The sequence below is a fragment of the Arsenicibacter sp. R0_47 genome, assembly GCF_057652235.1.
On the sequence record NZ_JBYFCJ010000006.1, the window covers coordinates 305989 to 326439 of the forward strand.

Here is a 20451-nt window from a genome sequence, read left to right on the forward strand (position 1 = left end):
TCCGGGGAGTTAAAAGCTTCCCGGAAGGCTTTGATGTGTCAGTCCTGCGGAACCGCATAATTACCCATGATCGGATAATGGTCGGAAAAGGGAACAGAACGGAACGTTTGAAAATCCACTGCCTTGATGGCGGGATTGAAGAACTGATTATCAATCCGGATAAACCGGGGCGACCGGTTGAGTGTAAAACCAAACCCGTGCCCTGCCTCTTCAAAGGCATTCGACAGCTTCCGGCGCAGCAGCGTGTAGACTACACTGTATGGCGTTTCGTTAAAATCTCCGGTGACAATGACCGGATACGGACTTTCGTCGATGTATTTTTCGACGAGGGTTAACTGCTCCCGCCGGTCGATAAATCCGGACTTCAGTGCCCCGAGAATGCCTTTGGTTTCGTGCCGCACACCGGCCATTTCATCCTGCCGGATGACACGGCCAACCCGGATGCCCATCGACTGTAAATGAATGCAGATAACACGCACCCGTTTGCGGCCTGTCTGCAGATCAGCCCACACCAGGCCGTTCATTTCACGGCCAAATGCCTCACGTCCGGAATCCAGAATCGGATAGCGCGAAAACAGAGCTGTACCCGGATAGTCATTATGGCCCGGATTCATCAGGACCTGATAGCGGTAGCCCGTCTGACGAAACCGTTCTACCATGTTGAGCGGCCCCCTGTTGGTATGGCTCTGAAATTCCTGAAAGCACTTTACGTCGGCATCCAGCCCGACTACCCAATCGGTCATTTCACGGATTTTGGCAGTATCCCGCTTGTCGCGGTCCGATACATTAAATCCCATGACATTATAACTGAAGACAGACAGTGACTTTGCCGGTTCAGGAGCGTTCTGCTGACCCCAGTGCAGGGAAAACGTGCGGGGCCACAGCCAGAAGCCGGCCAGCATTACCATCAGCGACAGCATTATTTTCAGCGAACGGTTAATAGCCCAGCCCAGCATAAAAAGCAGGTGGCACACCCAGGCAACGGGCAGGCTCAGCATCAGCATACTGGCCGACCAGTGTTCGAGCGGCAGCTTGTAAAGCAGGTAATAAACGACCAGTGTATAGATGGCTAACCCCGTATTTACCGACCAGAAAACGGACCGGAAAAATGATCGGATAAGCGCTTTAGCAGAAAATGACGTCGGCATGTAATTGGATAAGCGACCTGTAAAGTGTCAAAAATAGCAGACACCGGATGGCTTACCGCATAAATCAGGCCGTTTTTTATGTTCGGGGCCTGTTTCTGCCCGCTACCGGCCGCTTTAGCGGTATTGCTGGTCTGGTCGCAATTTGCTATTTCATTTATAATCTGCTATATTTGCACCGTTTATTAAGTATTGAGGTGATCGGCAAAGGGAGGTAAACTCCCTTTTTTGTTACAGTAAAGGGAATGGATACAAAGGAAAAATTAGCAGAACTTATTCAGCCTTACTTGCCAGTCGATGCAACGAATGGTTCTGCAGTTCACGTTGTTGACATTCAGGTGGCGGGTAAGCAGGGAGGCCGTTTAAAGGTAACGATTCTGCTCGACAGCGACACAGGCATTACCATTGATCAGTGTGCCAGCGTCAGTCGTCAGTTGGGTAATCAGTTAGACGAAACAGATCTCTTCGACGGCCGTGCATTCACCCTTGAAGTTTCATCGCCGGGTGTTGACTTTCCGTTGACACAGCCCTGGCAGTTCCGCAAAAATATCGGTCGTCAATTACAGGTTACGCTTGCCGACGGCAGCGTGCTGCACGGTAAATTAGATGACTTGGCCGACGATCATATCGTGCTGGACATTGTTCCGGCGAAAAAGGCTAAAAGTAAAAAGAAGGCGGGTACCGACGAGGCAGCTCAACCTGAGGGGCCTACCCCTATTCAGTTCGAACAGATACAAAAAGCACAGGTAGAAATTTCCTTTAAATAGTTTACCGGTCAATGCCCTGATCTGAAGACGTTCTTCTTGTCGGGACCCTGATCCGTAAGCCGTAGACTTATTCAAGTTTATGACCAGTGGAGCACTGATAGAATCATTTGCTGATTTTGCCCGGTCGAAAAATATTGACCGGCCCACCATGATTGCGATCCTGGAAGAAGTCTTCCGGACTATGATTCGCAAAAAGTACGGGACAGACGAAAACTTTGACGTAATTATCAACGCTGAAAGCGGTGACCTCGAAATGTGGCGCACCCGCGAGATCGTTGATGACAACTCGGAAGACATTTGGGATTACGATAAAATTCCTCTGGCCGAAGCCCGCAAAATTCAGGACGATTTTGAAGTGGGCGAACAGGTTGCCGAGGAAGTAAAACTGGAAGACTTCGGTCGCCGGGTGGTTCAGACTGCCCGTCAGACACTCATCCAGAAAATCAAAGATCTGGAAAAAGAGTTATTATATCAGAAATACAAAGACCAGGTAGGTGATCTCATCACGGCAGAAGTATACCAGCTGCTGAAGCATGAGATTATTCTGGTTGACGGCGAGAATAATGAACTGAGTATCCCCCGTACGGAACAGATCCCGAAAGACCGTTACCGGAAAGGGGAGAACGTCAAAGCAGTTGTACACCGGGCAGAAATGAACAACGGTACGCCGAAAATTATTCTCTCCCGTACATCGCCGGTATTCCTCGAGCGTTTATTCGAAACGGAAATCCCGGAAATCTATGACGGCTTGATTTCCATCCGTAAAATCGTGCGTGAGCCGGGTGAGCGGGCAAAAGTAGCCGTTGAGTCATACGACGACCGTATTGATCCGGTGGGTGCCTGCGTGGGTATGAAAGGCTCACGGATTCATAGCATTGTCCGGGAATTGGGTAACGAAAATATTGACGTTATCAACTATACGGATAACCTTGAACTGCTGATTAGCCGTGCGCTTAGTCCGGCGAAAATCAGTACAACGAACATTGACCGTGAAAACCGCCGCGTGTCTGTTTTCCTGAAACCGGATCAGGTATCCCTGGCTATCGGTAAGGGCGGACAGAATATCAAGCTGGCCGGCCGTCTGGTCGATATGGAAATCGATGTGTTCCGCGAAAATGAAGGACCGGAAGATGACGAAGACGTTGATCTGAACGAATTCTCGGATGAGATCGAAGAGTGGATCATCGACGAACTGCGTCGTGTCGGACTCGATACCGCGAAGAGCGTACTGGCCTTGAGTAAGGAAGAGCTTGTCCGGCGTTCTGACCTTGAGGATGACACAATCGAAGAAATTCTTGACATTTTACGTCACGAATTCGAATAGTCTGTGTGTAAGGCGCATAGATACGAATGAAGCACCCGAAACCGCTGTTTCATTCATATCTGTGCGCGCTGTTTAACGTAAAATAAAGAAGCCAGGGATTTTTCTTAGCATAACCGTTGTTCTAAGGATACAAACAACCATTAACTTTGCCAATTAGATTATTGAATAGAAAAGGAACGTATGGCAGAAGATAAATCAATGCGGCTAAACCAGGTGGCAAAAATTCTCAACGTGGGACTGTCCACGGTGGTGAGTCGTCTTTCTGCCAAAGGTTTTAAAGTCGAAAGTAACCCCAACGCCAAAATCAACGCCGAACAGCTTGATTATCTGTCGAAAGAGTTCAAATCTACGGAGTTACACCAAGGCAACCGCAAGACCGCCGAGACGGTGGCCGAACCAACCCGTAAACAGGAAGACGTTATATTGTATCGTCGGGACGATACCGGACGTCCGGTAGCCTCTACACCACAACCGGCAGGTGACGCTAAACCCGCACCAGCCGAAGCAAAGCCGGAACCGGCAAGCGGTTCTGTGTTGCCAGGCCTTAAGGTACTGGGTAAAATTGATCTGAATGCAAAACCAGGCTCGTCATCGATCAGCTCCGGAACACCTGCTCAGGCAGCTCCGGCTCAGCCCGTGACGCCGCCGGCCGAACATAAACCAGCTGCTCCGGCACCGGAACCTGTCAAGGCTCCTGTACAGGAAGCAGCTCCTGCTCCTGTTAAACCGGTTACACCGCCAGCGGCTCCGGTTGAGGCAAAAGCACCTGTTCAACAACAACCTGAACCACCAAAACCACAGCCGGCTGACACTAAGCCCGTGGAGAAGGTGGCTCAGCCAACAGCGCCAGTTCAGGAAAAATCACAGCCGGCTCCTGCCCCTAAGCCGGAGCCTGTTGCACCTGTCGTGGCCGAAAAAGCTGTACAGCCAGAACCCTCAACGCCTGTGGCGGCTCCCAAACCAGCGGAACCAAAACCGGCGGGGGTGTCCGCACCAGTTGTTGCTGACAAATCCAACGAGACTAAACAAGCGGAACCTACGAAGCCAATCGAAGCTGTATTACCAAAAGCTGAGCAGACTCAACCAGAGCAGCGCACTCCGAGTCGCCAGCAAGACCAAAAACCTGCTCCTCCATCCGAACAGCGAAATGCTGCCCGCCCGAGTGAGCCACAACGTACGCCGGAACCGGAAACGCCTGCTGCTCAGGGAGCTGATCACGGTTCAGACATTGAACCGGAAACGATCCGCGCCGAGGGCCGCCATCAGTTAGGCGGTCTGAAAATTCTGGGCAAAATCGAGCTGCCGGTTGAACCAACACGTTCATCAAACAATGACCGTGACAAAAAGAAGAAACGGAAACGTATTCGTGGTAAGGAAGGCGTAGCAGTGAACCCGTCTCAGGGTCAGCCAAACGCCGGACAGGGTCAGGGACAAGGCGGTCAGGGTCAGGGACAACGTCCGCATGGCCAGGGCGGTCAGGGTCAGGGACAACGTCTGCACGGCCAGGGTCAGGGACAACGCCCGCAGGGGCAGCGTCCGGAACATGGTGGTAACCGGAACCAGCAGGATCGCCCGCAAGGAGGCGGCCAGCAACAGGGTCAGGGTGGACCACGCGGCGACCGCCCGAATCAGGGACCGCGTACTGACAACCGGCCGAATCAGGGACCACGTACCGACAATCGTCCGAACCAGAATGCCAACGCAGGTGGCGGTGGTGCTCCGGCAAACACCGGCGGTGGCGGCAACAAAAAGCCGGCACCGGGTAGCAACAACCGCAATGATCGCAACAAACGCGACCGCCGCGAAGCTCCGACGGATGCTGACGTTAAAAAGTCAATCCAGGAAACCCGCGCACGGATGTCGGGTAACCAGCCGAACCGTGGTGCTGACCGTCGGCGTGATCGTCGCCGCGAACGGGCCGACAGGGTTCGTGAACAGGCGGAACTCGATCAGCAGGAATCAAAAACACTGAAGGTAACCGAGTTCGTTTCGGCAAACGACCTGGCGTCTCTGATGGATGTTTCGGTGAACGAAGTAATCGGTACATGTATGAGCCTGGGTATGTTCGTTTCGATCAACCAGCGTCTCGATGCGGAAGCCATTACCGTTATCGCCGATGAATTCGGATACGACGTTCAGTTTGTAACGGCAGAAGAAGAAGTTGAATCAGGCATCGTTGAAGAAGCGGATGCCCCTGAAACACTCGAACCGCGTGCCCCGATCGTTACGATTATGGGTCACGTTGACCACGGTAAAACGTCGTTACTTGACTATATCCGCCGCGCGAAAGTAGCGGCCGGAGAAGCCGGTGGTATCACTCAGCACATTGGTGCCTACAGCGTGAAGACGAAAGACGGCCGGATGGTAACCTTCCTCGATACCCCTGGTCACGAAGCCTTTACGGCGATGCGTGCCCGTGGTGCGAAAGTAACCGACGTTGTTATCATCGTAATCGCGGCTGACGACAGTATCATGCCACAAACGCGTGAAGCAATTAACCACGCGCAGGTTGCCGGTGTACCAATCGTATTTGCCTTCTCTAAAGTCGATAAGCCAGGGGCCAATCCGGAGAAAATCCGTGAAGCGCTTGCGAACATGAACATGCTCGTGGAAGACTGGGGTGGTAAATATCAGGCACAGGAAATTTCATCGAAATCAGGGCTTGGTATCGACGATCTGCTTGAAAAAGTATTGCTCGAAGCGGAATTACTGGAACTGAAAGCCAACCCAAGCCGGAAAGCTGTCGGTACCGTAATTGAAGCCTCACTTGATAAAGGACGTGGTTATGTATCAACCGTATTGATCGAAAGCGGTACGCTCCGCCAGGGCGACATCATGCTTGTCGGTGCTCACTACGGCCGTATCCGTGCCATGACGGATGACATTGGCAGCCGGATTAAGGAAGCGGGTCCATCGACACCGGTTCAGATTCTGGGTCTGCCGGGTGCACCACAGGCCGGTGACAAGTTCAACGTGATGGAAACTGAGCGTGAAGCCCGTGAGATTGCCAACAAACGGGAGCAATTGCTGCGTGAGCAGTCGCTGCGTACCCGCAAGCATATCACACTGGAAGAAATTGGCCGCCGGAAAGCAATCGGTAGCTTCAAGGAACTGAACGTGATTGTGAAAGGTGACGTGGATGGTTCGGTAGAAGCCCTTTCTGACTCCCTGCTTCAACTGTCTACCGGAGAGGTACAGGTCAACATCCTGCAAAAAGCCGTGGGTCAGATTTCGGAATCAGACGTCCTGCTGGCATCTGCTTCCGATGCGATCATTGTCGGCTTCCAGGTTCGTCCTTCGGTAAACGCCCGCCGTCTTGCCGAACAGGAACAAATCGAGATCCGTCTGTACTCGATCATCTACGACGCAATCAACGAGATCCGCGACGCGATGGAAGGCTTATTGGCACCAACAACCGAAGAAGTTATCACTGGTAACATCGACGTTCGTGAAGTCTTCAAAATCAGTAAAATCGGTACGGTTGCCGGTTGTATGGTTACCGATGGTACCATCAAACGGAACAACAAAGTCCGGGTTATCCGTGATTTCATCGTTATCCATACGGGCGAGATCAGCGCGCTGAAACGCTTTAAGGATGATGTCGGTGAAGTACGTCAGGGCTACGAATGTGGTCTGAGCGTGAAGAACTTTAACGATATTGAAATCGGTGACCAGATCGAAGCGTTTGAAGTGAAAGAAGTTAAACGTACGCTGTAAGGCATCGTTTACCAATCCTATACAGTCCCCGGCCAGTCAACACGGCCGGGGCTTTTTTTTGTCCCCTGTTTAACCACTCATACAGATGCCTGTCCGACGCTTGCCGGTTTATCGTATACTTGCAGCATGAAACCCTACGATCCTGGTCTGCACATACTGGCCTCCTTTTCATCGACTGCCGGACAGCTGACGGATATGGCTGGCTGCCAGGCTTTTTTTAATCAGCTGATCGACCAGCTTGATCTGTGTAAAGTCGGCGAGGTTTACCACACGTTTCCAAATCAAAGCTTTACGGCTGTTATCGCTCTGACAGAATCGCACCTCTCTATTCATACCTGGCCGGAGCATACTCTTGCCACATTTGACGTTTTTTTGTCTAACTTTCAGTGTGATAACACCGACAAGGTACGCCGGATCTATACTGAAACGCTGGCGTATTTTGACGCTACCGCCGTTCACGTTCAGGAAATCAGCCGTTAAGCCCTTATGAGCAACTCTGAAACCACGCCCGACGGCCAGACGCCTGAAACGCTTATCTGCCCTAACTGTCAAAAAGACGTACTGTATTATGATCGTGTTGACAGTTATTATTACGGCTGTCCGCACTGCCGTCAGTTTTTTGAATATGAAAATGAAGGTCCGCCGGTAAAACTGCACGTGTTTAAACCAACGGCGGCTTTACCACTACTGAAAATTGGTCAGGAAGGGTTTCTGCGGCAAACGTGGGTACGGGTGGTTGGCTACCTGTACCAAAAAGAACAGGAGGCTGCCGAACACTGGGGCGAATATGTGCTGCTCGACCGCGATGGTCACCACAGCATGCTTGCTGAATACCAGGGACACTGGACACTGATTAAACCACAAGCAGGTCAATACAAAGAATTTGCGGGCAAAGGCAAAGCCCGCTATGTGGATACCCCGGAGCGTCAATACCGCCTGTTTCACCGCTATAGCCCGGCAACACTGTATGCAGTGGGTGAATTTGACTGGAATATCCTGGACGATAAGGAGCTAAAGGTCTCTGAGTATATTCATCCGCCGTTCAGCCTGACCCATGAGCAGACAGCAAAGCAGTCGGACTGGTATATAGGCGAATACATACAGCCTGAGGAAATTGCTACCGCTTTCGGGCTTGATAAGGCATATCTACCTACTCCTTTTGGCATCGGTGCCAGTCAGCCCTCACCCGTTGAGCAAAGCTGGCCGTCACTGAAGCAGGTAACGCTGTATGCCCTGTTACTCCTGCTTGTCCTGCAGCTGTTGTTCAGCCTGTTCAGCTGGAACAAAACGGTTTATGAAGATAGCTTTACAGCTTATCCGGATACCGGTAAACACGCAGAGGCCAACAGCTGTAAGCCGTTTATTTCCCCGGAATTTACGGTTAAAGGCCCAACCCTGCTGGAGTTCCGGTTTAGTGCCCCTCTGGACAATCAGTGGCTTGAACTGCCCGTCAGTGTGATTGATGAAGGGTCCGGCAAAGCGTATACCTTTACCAAAGCGCTCGAATACTATCATGGTGTTGACGGCGGAGAAAGCTGGTCAGAAGGCGACCGGAACGAAAATGCGTACCTGTCCCGTATGCCATCCGGCCGTTATCACCTGAATATTTACCCCTATTCCGGCAGTCTTAGTCCGGTAACGATACACCTTGCTGTCCGGCAGAAAACGTCGCTTGCTAACCTGTTTCTTATTGCGGGGCTGTTACTGATTTATCCGTTATACCAGTATGCCAGACAACGTTGGTTTGACTACAGCCGCTGGAGTAACAGTGACTATTCAGACATCGAGGAATCGTAACACTAATGAAGATGATGTTAAACACTATGCTTACGCACCTGAAAACCGTGAAGTTTTACGTTGCCCTTGCAGGCTTATTACTGGGCCTGTTTATCTGGGCCGAATCGACCGGCACTTTACTCACCGGCGACGACAAGGAAACGGTCGAAGATCACGGACAGGCTGGCGGAAGTCATTACAGCGGCCGTAGCCGTCATTATTACGGCCGTAGCTCATTTCACCATAAATAACCCCCTCCTGCTGTATGGAAGAATACCTGAACATTAAGTACATCGCCGCTTCGGTTGTCTACTCCCTGCTGGGCATTGTCATTCTCGTCGTTGCCTTTGTCATTATTGAGAAGCTGGCACCCGAGAATCTCTGGAAAAAAATTGTTGACGAACAGAACGTTGCGCTGGCCATTATGGCCGCCGGTTTTATGCTGGCTGTAGCGATCATCATTAGCTCTGCCATACATGGCTGATTCCGGATCGCCAAATCACCGGCAGTTACTGTTGCTGATTTCGGTTTTCATTATTGCCACGTGTGGCCTCATTTACGAGCTGGTTGCCGGTACACTGGCAAGCTACCTGCTAGGCGATTCGGTCATGCAGTTTTCGACCATTATCGGAGTCTACCTGTTTTCGATGGGCATCGGATCATGGCTGTCTAAATTTCTGGACAGCAATCTGCTCAGGTGGTTTATCCGCATCGAGCTGATGGTCGGTATCATCGGCGGCCTCAGTGCGCCTACCCTGTTTGTGCTGTTTGAATTTACGGCTTCGTTCAGACTCCTGCTCTACACGTTTGTCAGCCTGACCGGTATACTGGTCGGGCTGGAGATTCCGTTGCTGATGCGGATTCTGGAAAACCGGATTGCGTTTAAAGAGCTGGTTTCGCAGGTATTTACCTTTGACTACATCGGTGCACTGCTGGCATCGCTGATTTTCCCACTCGTGCTGGTACCCTACCTGGGCCTGATCCGGACGTCCGTTTTTTTCGGGCTCATGAATGTAGGCATTGCGGCCATTCTGCTGTATCAGTTTCCGGAAACACGCCCGTACAGGCCCTCACTCCTGACGGGTATTCTGGCGACAGCGCTGGTCCTGGCAACCGGCTTTGTCTTTGCCGGTCAGATTATGTCGTTTGCGGAAGGACAATCGTTTCAGGATCGGGTGATTTATGCGAAAAGTACCCTTTACCAGCGCATCGTGCTGACTCAGAACCGCCGCGACATGCGGCTATACCTCAACGGCAATCTACAATTCAGCTCGGCCGATGAATACCGCTATCATGAAGCGCTGGTGCATCCGGTAATGCAGGGCACCCAATCCCCTGAAAAAGTGCTGGTGTTAGGCGGCGGCGATGGTCTTGCCGTGCGCGAACTGCTCAAATATCCCTCGCTGACCAGTATCCGGCTGGTCGATCTGGATGCGGGGATGACGCAGTTGTTTCAGCAGAACTCCCGCCTCCGCCAACTCAACAGGAATTCACTGTTGTCTCCGAAAGTACAGGTAATCAACGCTGATGCGTTTACGTGGGTGCGCGCCGATACCAGCCGTTACGATGTCATTATCATTGACTTTCCAGACCCGTCGAACTATTCAATCGGGAAACTTTACACAACAACGTTCTATCAGGAGCTGGACCACCTGTTGAGCCCGGCGGGTGTGGTGGTAGTCCAGTCTACCTCGCCGTTTGTCGCCCCGAAGTCCTACTGGTGTATCAATCACACGCTTCAGGCTGCTGGTTTTCAGACGATTCCCTATCACCTGTACGTTCCATCGTTTGGCGAATGGGGTTATGTGCTGGCCTTACGGAATAAACACTGGCGGCTAAACGGCAAACTCCCGCCGGATCTGCGGTTTCTGAATCAGCAGACGCTGCGGGATATGCTCCACTTTCCGCCCGACATGGCCGAAGTACCAACGGAGGTAAACAAGCTTAACAATCAGGCACTCGTTCAGTATTTTGAGGAAGAGTGGGCCCCTTATGCCAACTAACCCACACCCTGATATGCCCATTTCAGACCATACAGACCGGATGTCCCGCCGGCAATTTCTGGCACAAACGGGACTGGGTACGGCTGCCTTATTCACCGGCACAGTAACGCTTGACGGGTGCGCACCGGCCAACGACACCAGCCATATTACCGGTCAGCTGAACGGGCCCAACCACCGGCTGGGCCATCTGCTGCGGGATGCAGGCCACGGCCGCTGGGCGCTTCCCGACGTCCCGTTTACCCCGCCACCGGTTGAACCGGCCCATGATGTCGGGATTCTGATCATTGGCGGCGGAGTAGCCGGATTATCAGCCCGCCGCTGGCTGGAACAACAGGGCGTCCGGAATATCCTGCTGATCGAACTGGAAGAAGAGACAGGCGGTAATGCGCAGTCGGGTGAGAATCCGGTTTCGGCCTATCCGCTGGGTGCACACTACCTGCCCATACCGGATGGCCGTAACCGCGAGTTGCTGGATTTTTTGCAACAGGCAGACGTCATTACCGGTTTATCGCCGGAAGGCTTACCGGTTTATAACGACTACTACCTCTGCCACGATCCGGAAGAACGGCTGCTGATCAACGGCTATTGGCAGGAAGGCCTGCTACCTACTGTTGGCCTATCAGCCGATGAGCAGGCGCAGACAGGCCGGTTTCTGGCCCTGACCGAAGTCCTGAAAAAAGCCGTCGGAACGGATGGCCGTGATGCATTTGCTATCCCCGTTGCAGAATCATCCGCCGATCCGGCGTGGCAAAAGCTCGATACCCTTTCCTTTGAGGCGTATCTCGATCAGGAGGGATTTACCTCTCCCTACCTGCGCTGGTACCTCGACTATGCCTGTAAAGACGATTACGGCACCAATCTGGCCAACACCTCGGCCTGGGCAGGGCTGCACTACTTTGCTGCCCGCAAAGGTAAAGCCGCCAACGCATCGGCCTCGTCGGTACTGACCTGGCCGGAAGGCAACGCCTTTCTGGCAACGGCCCTCCGCCATCAGGCGACAAGCACGGTCGAAACCGGTTGGCTGGCCCACTCGATCCGGCGCGACGCCGACCGGATTTATGTAAAAGCGTTTTCCGGACAGACGCAGCAACCGGCCTTTTTCCGGGCCAGACAGGTGATTCTGGCGACACCGCAGTTTATCAGCCAACGCCTGATCAGCGCCATCGCTCCGGAACGGCTAACGCTGGCCGATACATTTCACTATGCGCCGTGGCTCGTGGCCAACCTGACCGTTAGGGCGCTCCCGCAGGATCGCGGCATGCCTTCATGCTGGGACAATGTGTTTTATGGCACCGAATCGGTAGGCTACGTGGTGGCGCAGCATCAGTCGCTGCAACCCCAAAGCGAGCAACAGGTTATTACCCTGTACTGGCCGCTGACAAAAGAGTCACCGGACCTTGCCCGCCGGAAAGCGTATCAGACGCCGTATGCCGACTGGAAACAAATGATTCTGGCAGAGCTGGAACAGGGACATCCGGGTGTAACGGCCTATGTAAACGACGTACAGGTATGGATTTGGGGGCACGGCATGATTGCGCCCCAGCCAGGATTTATTTCAGGTCAGGCCAGAAAACAGGCCGCCCGACCCGTTGCCGGTCAGCTCTTTTTTGCTCATTCCGACCTGAGCGGCATGTCTATTTTTGAAGAAGCGTTTTATCAGGGTATCCGCGCGGCAAAGGAAGTACTGCACGGGCAGAAGCGTTGATCAGAATTCGAGGATATCTGCCAGTACCGTTTCAAAGCCAATCAACACATCCTCACCGGTTAACTTTTCTGAAAACAGCTTCGCGACGACAGGTGCGTCAGGCTTGTAGATAAATGTTTTCCCATCGCGGGGTGAGACGAGCCAGCCAAGCCGTACGCCGTTTTTCAGCCAGATAGTCATCTTGTCGTGTAGCTGATTGAGGTTATCTGTGTCAGATGCCAGTTCGAGCACAAAATCAGGAACCAGATACGGAATGGACTTTTTAACGCCGGCACTCAGCGCCTCCCAGCGATCACGTTTAATCCAGGCAACATCAGGAGCGCGCATCGACCGGTCGGGCAGGAAAAAACCACCGTTTGAATCAATGACTTTACCGGCCTTTGTACGCCGGTTCCAGACGCCAAATTCTGTATTTAACTCGCTGTTATTCGAGCTTGTTAACAAGTAAGTAGGTGACATATCTATAAAGAGCATGCCGTGCTCATCGCGCTCGATATGCAGTTCAGGGTTGGCGGTACAGAAAGAGACCAACTCATCATCTGTAAATTGCTCAACATGAGGTATGTGTAACGGCACAATCATGGCTTTCTCCGGTTAGCTACCAACAAAAATAAGAAAATAACCGGCTGGTAGCGACAAATTCAGTAAGTTCGCCCCGAAATTAAACGACCTACGACAAACAATGAAAACGGTTGATTCGTACAACTTCGCCGGTAAAAAAGCCTTAGTCCGCGTGGACTTTAACGTACCGCTCGACAGCAACTTTACGATCACGGATGATACGCGTATTAAAGCGACGATTCCGACAATCTCTAAAATCCTGAACGACGGTGGCTCGGCCATTCTGATGTCACACCTTGGCCGTCCGAAAGGGGGTCCGGAAGAGAAATACTCGCTGAAGCACCTGGTGCCGACACTGTCTGAAACATTCGGTCGTGAGGTTAAATTTGCCGATGACTGCATCGGTCAGTCGGCCATTGATCAGGCTGCAGCCCTGCAACCAGGCGAAATCCTGTTGCTGGAAAACCTGCGTTTCTACAAGGAAGAAGAAAAAGGCAACGTTGAGTTCGCCGAAAAACTATCCAAACTGGGTGATGTATGGGTGAATGATGCTTTTGGTACGGCCCACCGCGCCCACGCCTCGACAGCCGTTATCGGGCAGTTCTTCGAAGACCGCGTGTGTGGCTATGTCATGCTGGCTGAAATCGAAAATGCTGACAAGGTGCTTGAAAAAGGCGAGAAACCATTCACCGCCATTATGGGTGGTGCTAAGATTTCGGACAAAATCCTGATCATTGAGCGCCTGCTCGACAAAGTTGACAACCTGATCATTGGCGGCGGTATGACCTATACCTTCGTGAAAGCGCAGGGTGGCAGCATCGGTAAATCCCTGCTCGAAGCCGATAAGCAGGAACTGGCGCTTGAGATCCTGAAAAAAGCAAAGGAAAAAGGCGTTAACATCATTTTCCCGGTAGATAACCTCTGCGCCGATGCGTTCTCAAACGATGCCAACACGCAGGTAGTTGCCAGCGGTGAAATTCCTGACGGCTGGGAAGGTCTTGACATCGGTCCGGAATCGATCAAGGCATTTGCCGAAGTCGTGAAAAACTCAAAAACCATCCTGTGGAACGGTCCGATGGGTGTATTTGAATTCGAGAACTTCGCTAAAGGTACAAATGCAATTGCCGAAGCTGTTGTGGAAGCAACCGAGAAAAACGGTGCATTCTCCCTGATCGGTGGCGGCGACTCTGCCTCTGCTATCAACCAGGCCGGTTACGGTGACCGCGTAAGTTACGTATCAACCGGTGGCGGTGCATTACTTGAATACATGGAAGGCAAAGAATTACCCGGTGTTGCTGCGCTGAAATAATACTTTTTAGTATATTAGCCAAGCCGCAATCAAAAAAGCCACCTTTCAATACGAAGGTGGCTTTCCGGCACATTTTCTTAACCTAAACTAATATCTATTGAGTGATTGTGCGAGTGAGTGATTGAGTGGCCTTTACAATTCGCTCAATCACTCATTCACCCAATCGCTAATTGTTTCCTCCCGCGCGGCTTTGTTCGGCCGATGTTGCTGACTGACGCTGACGGGCTCCTTTCACGTTCTGGTTACCGAAGCGATAGGTAAAGGTCGCCCGCACAATCCGGCTCTCCCAGCCTGCTTTCACCCGGAAATTAATGTCCTGGTACTGCGCAATACCATTGAAACGGTTCAGCCACAGCGGATCGTTAATGTTTACTTTCAGCGTACCTTTCTTGTTAAGTACTGATTTCTGCATACCCATGCTGAAGGCGCCCTGCGGCTGGTAGCGGTAGAACCCGTACACGCCCGGTGAATTATACCATCCTGACAGCTCAGCGGTAAAGCCTTTGCCCAGCACGAATGAGTTTGAGGTATACAGGTTATAAGCAACAAACGAAACGTTATACTGTGCACCCAGATAAGGTGAGTTAAACCTATTGTAGTATGCCGTTACGTTGTTCTGCATGCTCCACCACTTATTGACCCGGACCGGAAAGCTAACTGTCAGGTTAACGTTATCCTGCGTCGCTAAATTGTCGGTGATTACGTAAGTGATGTTTTTTTCCGGAATCTGGCCAGGCACCTCATCCACAATCACATCCGTTGTCCGGCTGTAGCCCAGCGAAGTTGAGAACGTTCCCTTATATACGTGTGTCAGCTGGAACGAGTTTGTAAACTGCGGACGCAGGTACGGGTTACCTTCCTTATAAGTATACGGATCCAGATAGAAACGGAACGGATTCAGGTTCTGGTAATTCGGACGGTCGATCCGGCGGCTGTACGACAGGTTCAGAACGTTGTTTGTATCCAGCTGACGTGACAGGAACACGGTCGGGAACAGGTTGGTATAAGACCGGTCAACCACTTTATTCAGCGTTACTGAATTGCCGCGCGATTGGGTATTCTCCACCCGTACACCTGCCTGGAACGTTGTCCGCTTGTCGATCTTGCCCGAATAGTTGGTATACGCCGCGTTAATTTTCTCCGTATAGATGAACTGGTTCGACTGACCCGCATTCGGCACCCAGCGGCCATCTACATAATCATCGTAGCTCATGTTGTTGTCGGATGACACATAACTGCTCTTCACCCCGGCTTCGAACTTACCACCCTTAGCTGTCGGGTGTACGTAATCTGACTTAAACGCCCAGATGTTGATCTCCGATGGCATAATGTTCCGGACAATTTCCGCCGGACGAACCGTATTGCCTTTCGCATCCTGATACGTGGTGTTCAGGTTGTTATACGAATCGCCATTAAAGTAAGAGTAGTCCATATCGGCAGTCAGCTCGCGGCCTTTACCGTTAAAATCGTATTTATAGTTGACGTTGCCAGTCAGGTTACTCCATTTGTTTTTTACGCCTACGTTTGTGGTCGGTTTCAGCGTAATGTTGCCGTTAGCGTCCTTAATCGTGGTATAATTGAAAGCATTCATCTGCTGCCAGTCATTGATAAATCCTGTAGTCAGGAAGCCGATTGTGCTTTTTTTGCTCACGAAATAGTCCAGACCCGCCCGTACATTATGGCCGTCAAACCGGTTGGGGCGGTACGAATTCTGCTCGAAATAGGTCAGCGACGTACCGTTCGGAATTGTCCGCGTGATTTCGTTGATCTGGAAACGACGGTTGTGGAAAAAGCTGTAGTTCCCGAATGCGTTGATTTTACCGACACGGTGGTTCAGACTCAGGTTTGTATTCGCTTTTTCGAAGCGGCCATACCCTGCCCCAAGGGTGAGAGTACCGTTTGTACCAAAGTTTTTATTCTTCTTCATCCGGATATTGATAATCCCGACGTTACCGGCCGCATCGTATTTCGACGAAGGATTGGTGATGATCTCAATCTTCTCGATGTTGTCGCTTGGCGTGTTTTTCAGGAGGTTAGCCACATCAGCTGACGACAGATAGGTCTGTTTGCCGTCAATCATGACAATCACGCCTGATTTACCTTTCAGCTGCAATTGATCGGTCTGCCGGTCGATAGTCACGCCCGGGGCTTTTTCCAGCACTTCCAGGGCAGTACTACCACTCGATACGATGCTGTTTTCGACATTCACCACCGTGCGGTCGATTTCCTGTTCGATGAACGGTTTTTTCGCCGTTACCTTCACCTCGGTCAGGCTTTTTGATTCTTCCGGCATCGTCAGCGCCGGCATTTCGGCAAACGGATGATTCTGGTCAAGGGTAAAGGCTTCGCTATATGTTTTACGGAAACCGAGCTGCTGCGCTAACACGCGGTACTGACCGGCTCCGATGCTTTCAAAATCATATTTACCGGCAACATCGCTGACCGCGCCTTTTACCAGCGTCGAGTCTTTTGCTTTTACCAGCATCATGGTAACGAACTCCAGCCCTTTGCCGGCTCCGTCAACGACAGTACCACGTACGGTGCCCCGAACAGGATTCTGGGCCCATGTGGTGGTTGCAAGCAAGGCTGCAACAAATGTGGAGGTAATAAATGCTTTCATCGTGTTAAGAAATTTGTTGTCTACGAATCTTCAGTGTTGCTTACTGTTCAAGCTAGTGTTGTTGTTTCTGCTCAGGCAGGATATTGTTCCCGTTGAACTACATTGCAAAGTTAGGTAGTTTGCATTGCATAGTACCTTTTCTTACACGAATGGTAAATTCGGAAGGATGACTGGTTCAAGGGGAGGAAATTGGCAAAAAACTGCTTAACGACGATGTAACGTTCTTTTTAAAGAGGCTGGTCAACAACCAAACGTTGCATAAACAGGCAAAAATAAATGACCAAATCGCAGAAAGCCGGGTAGAGACGCAAGATCTTGCGTCTCATCAAACCGCTTAGGTTAGCTGGGATACGATGTAATGATTAAAGACACCGCAAAACAGAGACGCAAAATATTGCAGAAATGAGACGCAAGATAAACCGCTCACGTTAGCTACCGCAAAACAGAGACGCAAGATAAACCGCTCACGTTAGCTACCGCAAAACAGAGACGCAAAATATTGCGTCTCTACGGCTTACAGGCGCAGGCCGGCGCTCCAGACATTCAGATCAGGGCCTTGACCGGCACGGAACAATGGCGATGGCTCGTAGCGGAAGAAGAAGGCGCTGCCTTTATTCCAGCCGATTTCGCCGGTTACTCCCCAGCGGACAGGGCTCAGGTTATACGAACCGTGGTCGCGGATAGCGCGGTTTTTGCGGCCGTCGGTTTCTTCCCGCTTCAGCGACGTGTAGCTATCCACACGCGTTCCGATGTAGGCACCGGCACCGAACCAGAAGCCTGATGAGAACCGGACATTCAGTACGGCCGGGACATTTACCTGCGTAACCACCAGCTTTGATTTACGAAGCGGCTGCACGGCCGGAATTACGTCCAGTACATTGTTGCGTTCAACCAGTACCTGATTGTCTTCAAACATAAAGTTATTCCAGGCAATCTCCGGTCCGATCCCTAACCGGAGCTTAGCGTTTTTCCCCTGCGCCAGGGTAATGTTGCGGCGCCATGACAAAGCTACGAAGCGGGAACCGCCGGTGCGCAGGTCATAGTTGAGCGGGGCAGCTGCATTCCAGTTGTTGAAACCGATGTACAGGCCGAAGTCTTTGGTTACCCGTTTGACGACGCGGTCGGCTTTGGTGTCAATCGTAATGGTGGTTACAGTAGTCGAGGTTGTCGTGGTTGTTTTTGTGCTGTCTGACGGTGTCTGGGCAGCGGCCATTGAGGTGGCAAAAGCAGCGATGGCGAGCGAAAGTACTGAGAACGTTTTCATGGCTTTTTGTGAGTTTATGATTTAGTATTTGTCGTTTTCTGATGGGTAGATGCACGCTTTCCGGCGGCTGGTTGCACGCTGTCAGATTTTTTTTTATTTTTTTCTGTCAGCCTGCCTGACAGGGGCCTGCCCTGAACGACGGATCAAAACTGCAACCTCCGGACCACCTCTGCCGCATCAATTCGACCAATCTGCTGAATACCTCGTCAAGCCTCGTGATACATCGGTCAACCCGCTAAGAAGCGGATATTTTCCATACTTACAGTTGGTCGGCCAAAGCAGGGCGTTTGTCGAAGATTTTTGGGACAGGTATTTTGTGCCGGTTAAGTTTGCAACAAACTCCGACAGTCATGAACATCGTTTTCCCACGGTTATCGGCCACATTCATCCGGAACAGCCTGTACCTACTGGCCTTTTTTGTTCAGTTATTTACCATTGCGAGCAGTCCGGGACGGCTTTCCTACTTTACCGTTACGTTTACCTTTGCCCGCTGGATCAGTGTATATATGTATCACGTCTGGATACTGAACCGGTTTTTACCAACCCGTAAATACAGTTATCTGCTGATTGGTACAGTGCTTGCCGTCATCAGCTTTATCGTCACCCGGTATACACTCGAAGAAATAATGTCGCCCCTGCTGTTCAATGCCCGGAATTATTCTGAAGACACCACACTGACCTACTATATTGAAGACAATTTCTATTTTGCCCTACCAACATTGGGCCTGGGCTGGCTGGTAAAACTCATAGAAGACTGGTTTACCTATCAGACTGAACGCAGCAGTCTGGTTTCTGAACGCAATACGGCCGAACTGGCGTTTTTAAAATCACAGGTGAATCCGCATTTTCTGTTTAATACGCTCAACAACATTTATGCCCTTACCTACACCAAATCGCCGGAAGCGCCGGGAGCTGTTCTTAAATTATCCGAACTCATGCGGTACATGCTCTATGAAAGCAGCAGCCCCGACGGCCAGTCGCGGACCGTCGCCTTGTCGAAGGAGGTGAACTACCTGACAAACCTGATTGACCTGGAAAAAATCCGCGTCGCCAATGCGCAGGTACATTTTCAGGCCGATGGTAACCTTGATCTGTACCGCATCGAGCCGCTGCTGCTGATTACCTTTGTGGAAAATGCCTTTAAGCACGGCGATCTTACCAACGCCGGTCAGCCGCTGACAATCCTGTTATCGGTAAAGCAGGGGCAGCTGACGTTTATTACCAAAAATAAAATTGCACAGCGCGAAAAAGACGGCGTTGGTGGTATAGGTTTGCAAAATGTACAGCGTCGGTTAGCGTTGCTGTATCCTGACCGGCACACCCTCCGCGTTAATGAGGAAAACGGAGCGTATGTCTGTCATCTTACCATCCAGCTTTAATTCATTTTTAATATTACCCTGATGGCTAATCCGCTACGCACGCTGATTGTCGATGACGAACCCCTGGCACACATGATTCTGACTGATTATGTGTCGAAAGTACCTTTTCTAACCCTGGCTGATGCTACTACCAGCCCGATTGAGGCGCTCACCAGGCTGCAACGCAACGAAGTCGACCTGATTCTGCTCGATATTCAGATGCCGGAACTGACCGGTATGCAGTTTCTGAAACTCGCCGGAAGCGGCCTGACCCCGCATCGCTGCCAGATTATCCTGACGACAGCCTATGCCGATTATGCCATCGAAGGCTACGAATACAATGTTGCCGATTACCTGCTGAAACCTATTTCGTTTGACCGGTTCCTGAAAGCCGTACAGAAAGCTGCCCAAATGGCCGGAGCCGCTCTCAATCCGGTGCTTCCGGATACCGCAACGGGCCAGAGTCCCGCTATACAACCGGACTTTATTTTTGTTAAAACCGAATACAAGTTGCAGCGTATTAACCTGCCGGATATTTTGTATATCGAAGGGCTGAAAGACTACCTGTCTATTTACACAACAACCGGACGTATTCTGGCTTTACAAACAATGAAAAATATGGATGAAAAGTTACCACCGGATAGTTTTATGCGCGTCCATAAATCCTACATCATTGCCCTGAAAAAAATCGACTCTATCGAACGAAACCGAATCTATATCGGCAAAACAATCATTCCGGTCGGAGATACATTCCGTGACGATTTTTATAAACGAATTGACCTATAACGTATACAATTAACTTTACCCTTTATTTACGGGTAACTACTTCACGCTGAACGACTCCAATAATTGCTTTGGCAATTATTTTATTAAACATTATTAAGTAATAACTGTAATAAAAA

At 51.1% G+C, this 20451-nt stretch carries 16 protein-coding genes; 12 read left to right on the plus strand and 4 right to left on the minus strand.

From position 1 onward, the window contains the following. Positions 1 to 38: 38 nt before the first annotated feature. Positions 39 to 1148 (minus strand): endonuclease/exonuclease/phosphatase family protein, encoded by a 1110-nt coding sequence (locus AC23NW_RS14305; protein ID WP_487450326.1) that lies wholly within the window; start codon positions 1146 to 1148, stop codon positions 39 to 41. A 242-nt stretch (positions 1149 to 1390) separates the two neighbouring features. On the opposite strand from AC23NW_RS14305, the gene AC23NW_RS14310 reads away from it, so the two are divergent. The 9 genes from AC23NW_RS14310 to AC23NW_RS14350 all read left to right on the plus strand — a co-directional run bounded on the left by AC23NW_RS14310 (position 1391) and on the right by AC23NW_RS14350 (position 12437). Then, complete coding sequence (locus AC23NW_RS14310) at positions 1391 to 1912, plus strand: ribosome maturation factor RimP (protein WP_487450328.1); 522 nt, start codon at positions 1391 to 1393, stop codon at positions 1910 to 1912. A gap of 79 nt (positions 1913 to 1991) precedes the next feature. Then, positions 1992 to 3236, plus strand: coding sequence for a transcription termination factor NusA (gene nusA, locus AC23NW_RS14315; protein ID WP_487450329.1), 1245 nt, complete (start codon positions 1992 to 1994; stop codon positions 3234 to 3236). 180 nt (positions 3237 to 3416) lie between these two features. After that, a complete protein-coding gene (gene infB / locus AC23NW_RS14320) occupies positions 3417 to 6953 on the plus strand; it encodes a translation initiation factor IF-2 (RefSeq protein ID WP_487450331.1) in 3537 nt (1178 codons plus the stop codon). A gap of 126 nt (positions 6954 to 7079) precedes the next feature. After that, on the plus strand, positions 7080 to 7433 hold the full coding sequence (locus AC23NW_RS14325; RefSeq protein ID WP_487450333.1) for an S-adenosylmethionine decarboxylase family protein: 354 nt from the start codon (positions 7080 to 7082) through the stop codon (positions 7431 to 7433). Between the two features lie 6 nt (positions 7434 to 7439). Next, positions 7440 to 8750: a DUF4178 domain-containing protein gene (locus AC23NW_RS14330; RefSeq protein WP_487450334.1), complete on the plus strand. Its 1311-nt coding sequence runs from the start codon at positions 7440 to 7442 to the stop codon at positions 8748 to 8750. A gap of 11 nt (positions 8751 to 8761) precedes the next feature. Further along, positions 8762 to 8980 (plus strand): hypothetical protein, encoded by a 219-nt coding sequence (locus tag AC23NW_RS14335; protein WP_487450336.1) that lies wholly within the window; start codon positions 8762 to 8764, stop codon positions 8978 to 8980. A gap of 14 nt (positions 8981 to 8994) precedes the next feature. After that, complete coding sequence (locus AC23NW_RS14340; protein WP_293843131.1) at positions 8995 to 9213, plus strand: DUF350 domain-containing protein; 219 nt, start codon at positions 8995 to 8997, stop codon at positions 9211 to 9213. Then, complete coding sequence (locus tag AC23NW_RS14345; RefSeq protein WP_487450338.1) at positions 9206 to 10732, plus strand: polyamine aminopropyltransferase; 1527 nt, start codon at positions 9206 to 9208, stop codon at positions 10730 to 10732. The genes AC23NW_RS14340 and AC23NW_RS14345 overlap by 8 nt, the downstream gene beginning before the upstream one ends. 13 nt (positions 10733 to 10745) lie before the next feature. Next, positions 10746 to 12437, plus strand: a complete 1692-nt coding sequence (locus tag AC23NW_RS14350; protein WP_487450340.1) for an NAD(P)-binding protein — start codon at positions 10746 to 10748, stop codon at positions 12435 to 12437. Here AC23NW_RS14350 and AC23NW_RS14355 read toward each other — a convergent pair whose 3' ends face one another. Further along, positions 12438 to 13019, minus strand: a complete 582-nt coding sequence (locus AC23NW_RS14355) for a Uma2 family endonuclease (RefSeq protein WP_487450341.1) — start codon at positions 13017 to 13019, stop codon at positions 12438 to 12440. It lies immediately after the preceding gene. Positions 13020 to 13119: 100 nt separating this feature from the next. Here AC23NW_RS14355 and AC23NW_RS14360 point away from each other — a divergent pair, with 100 nt between their 5' ends. Continuing rightward, entirely contained in the window at positions 13120 to 14307 is a 1188-nt protein-coding gene (locus AC23NW_RS14360) for a phosphoglycerate kinase (RefSeq protein WP_487450342.1), read from the plus strand. Positions 14308 to 14473: 166 nt separating this feature from the next. Here the strand turns inward: AC23NW_RS14360 and AC23NW_RS14365 are convergent, their stop codons facing one another. Together AC23NW_RS14365 and AC23NW_RS14370 are read right to left on the minus strand one after the other, a co-directional pair. Next, entirely contained in the window at positions 14474 to 16927 is a 2454-nt protein-coding gene (locus AC23NW_RS14365) for an outer membrane beta-barrel protein (protein ID WP_487450344.1), read from the minus strand. 514 nt (positions 16928 to 17441) lie between these two features. Next, the gene (locus tag AC23NW_RS14370; RefSeq protein ID WP_293845909.1) at positions 17442 to 18191 is read right to left on the minus strand and encodes an outer membrane beta-barrel protein; all 750 of its coding nucleotides are present in this window, start codon (positions 18189 to 18191) and stop codon (positions 17442 to 17444) included. Between the two features lie 350 nt (positions 18192 to 18541). Between AC23NW_RS14370 and AC23NW_RS14375 the strand changes: the two genes are divergently transcribed. Then, positions 18542 to 19570: a sensor histidine kinase gene (locus AC23NW_RS14375; protein ID WP_487450346.1), complete on the plus strand. Its 1029-nt coding sequence runs from the start codon at positions 18542 to 18544 to the stop codon at positions 19568 to 19570. Positions 19571 to 19591: 21 nt separating this feature from the next. Further along, a complete protein-coding gene (locus AC23NW_RS14380) occupies positions 19592 to 20335 on the plus strand; it encodes a LytR/AlgR family response regulator transcription factor (RefSeq protein WP_487450348.1) in 744 nt (247 codons plus the stop codon). Positions 20336 to 20451 lie beyond the last annotated feature (116 nt).

Coding starts and splice junctions, on each gene's coding strand:
- AC23NW_RS14305 (WP_487450326.1), bottom strand. CDS start 1,148: ATGCCGACGTCATTTTCTGCTAAAGCGCTTATCCGATCATTTTTCCGG.
- AC23NW_RS14310 (WP_487450328.1), top strand. CDS start 1,391: ATGGATACAAAGGAAAAATTAGCAGAACTTATTCAGCCTTACTTGCCA.
- nusA (WP_487450329.1), top strand. CDS start 1,992: ATGACCAGTGGAGCACTGATAGAATCATTTGCTGATTTTGCCCGGTCG.
- infB (WP_487450331.1), top strand. CDS start 3,417: ATGGCAGAAGATAAATCAATGCGGCTAAACCAGGTGGCAAAAATTCTC.
- AC23NW_RS14325 (WP_487450333.1), top strand. CDS start 7,080: ATGAAACCCTACGATCCTGGTCTGCACATACTGGCCTCCTTTTCATCG.
- AC23NW_RS14330 (WP_487450334.1), top strand. CDS start 7,440: ATGAGCAACTCTGAAACCACGCCCGACGGCCAGACGCCTGAAACGCTT.
- AC23NW_RS14335 (WP_487450336.1), top strand. CDS start 8,762: ATGATGTTAAACACTATGCTTACGCACCTGAAAACCGTGAAGTTTTAC.
- AC23NW_RS14340 (WP_293843131.1), top strand. CDS start 8,995: ATGGAAGAATACCTGAACATTAAGTACATCGCCGCTTCGGTTGTCTAC.
- AC23NW_RS14345 (WP_487450338.1), top strand. CDS start 9,206: ATGGCTGATTCCGGATCGCCAAATCACCGGCAGTTACTGTTGCTGATT.
- AC23NW_RS14350 (WP_487450340.1), top strand. CDS start 10,746: ATGCCCATTTCAGACCATACAGACCGGATGTCCCGCCGGCAATTTCTG.
- AC23NW_RS14355 (WP_487450341.1), bottom strand. CDS start 13,019: ATGATTGTGCCGTTACACATACCTCATGTTGAGCAATTTACAGATGAT.
- AC23NW_RS14360 (WP_487450342.1), top strand. CDS start 13,120: ATGAAAACGGTTGATTCGTACAACTTCGCCGGTAAAAAAGCCTTAGTC.
- AC23NW_RS14365 (WP_487450344.1), bottom strand. CDS start 16,927: ATGAAAGCATTTATTACCTCCACATTTGTTGCAGCCTTGCTTGCAACC.
- AC23NW_RS14370 (WP_293845909.1), bottom strand. CDS start 18,191: ATGAAAACGTTCTCAGTACTTTCGCTCGCCATCGCTGCTTTTGCCACC.
- AC23NW_RS14375 (WP_487450346.1), top strand. CDS start 18,542: ATGAACATCGTTTTCCCACGGTTATCGGCCACATTCATCCGGAACAGC.
- AC23NW_RS14380 (WP_487450348.1), top strand. CDS start 19,592: ATGGCTAATCCGCTACGCACGCTGATTGTCGATGACGAACCCCTGGCA.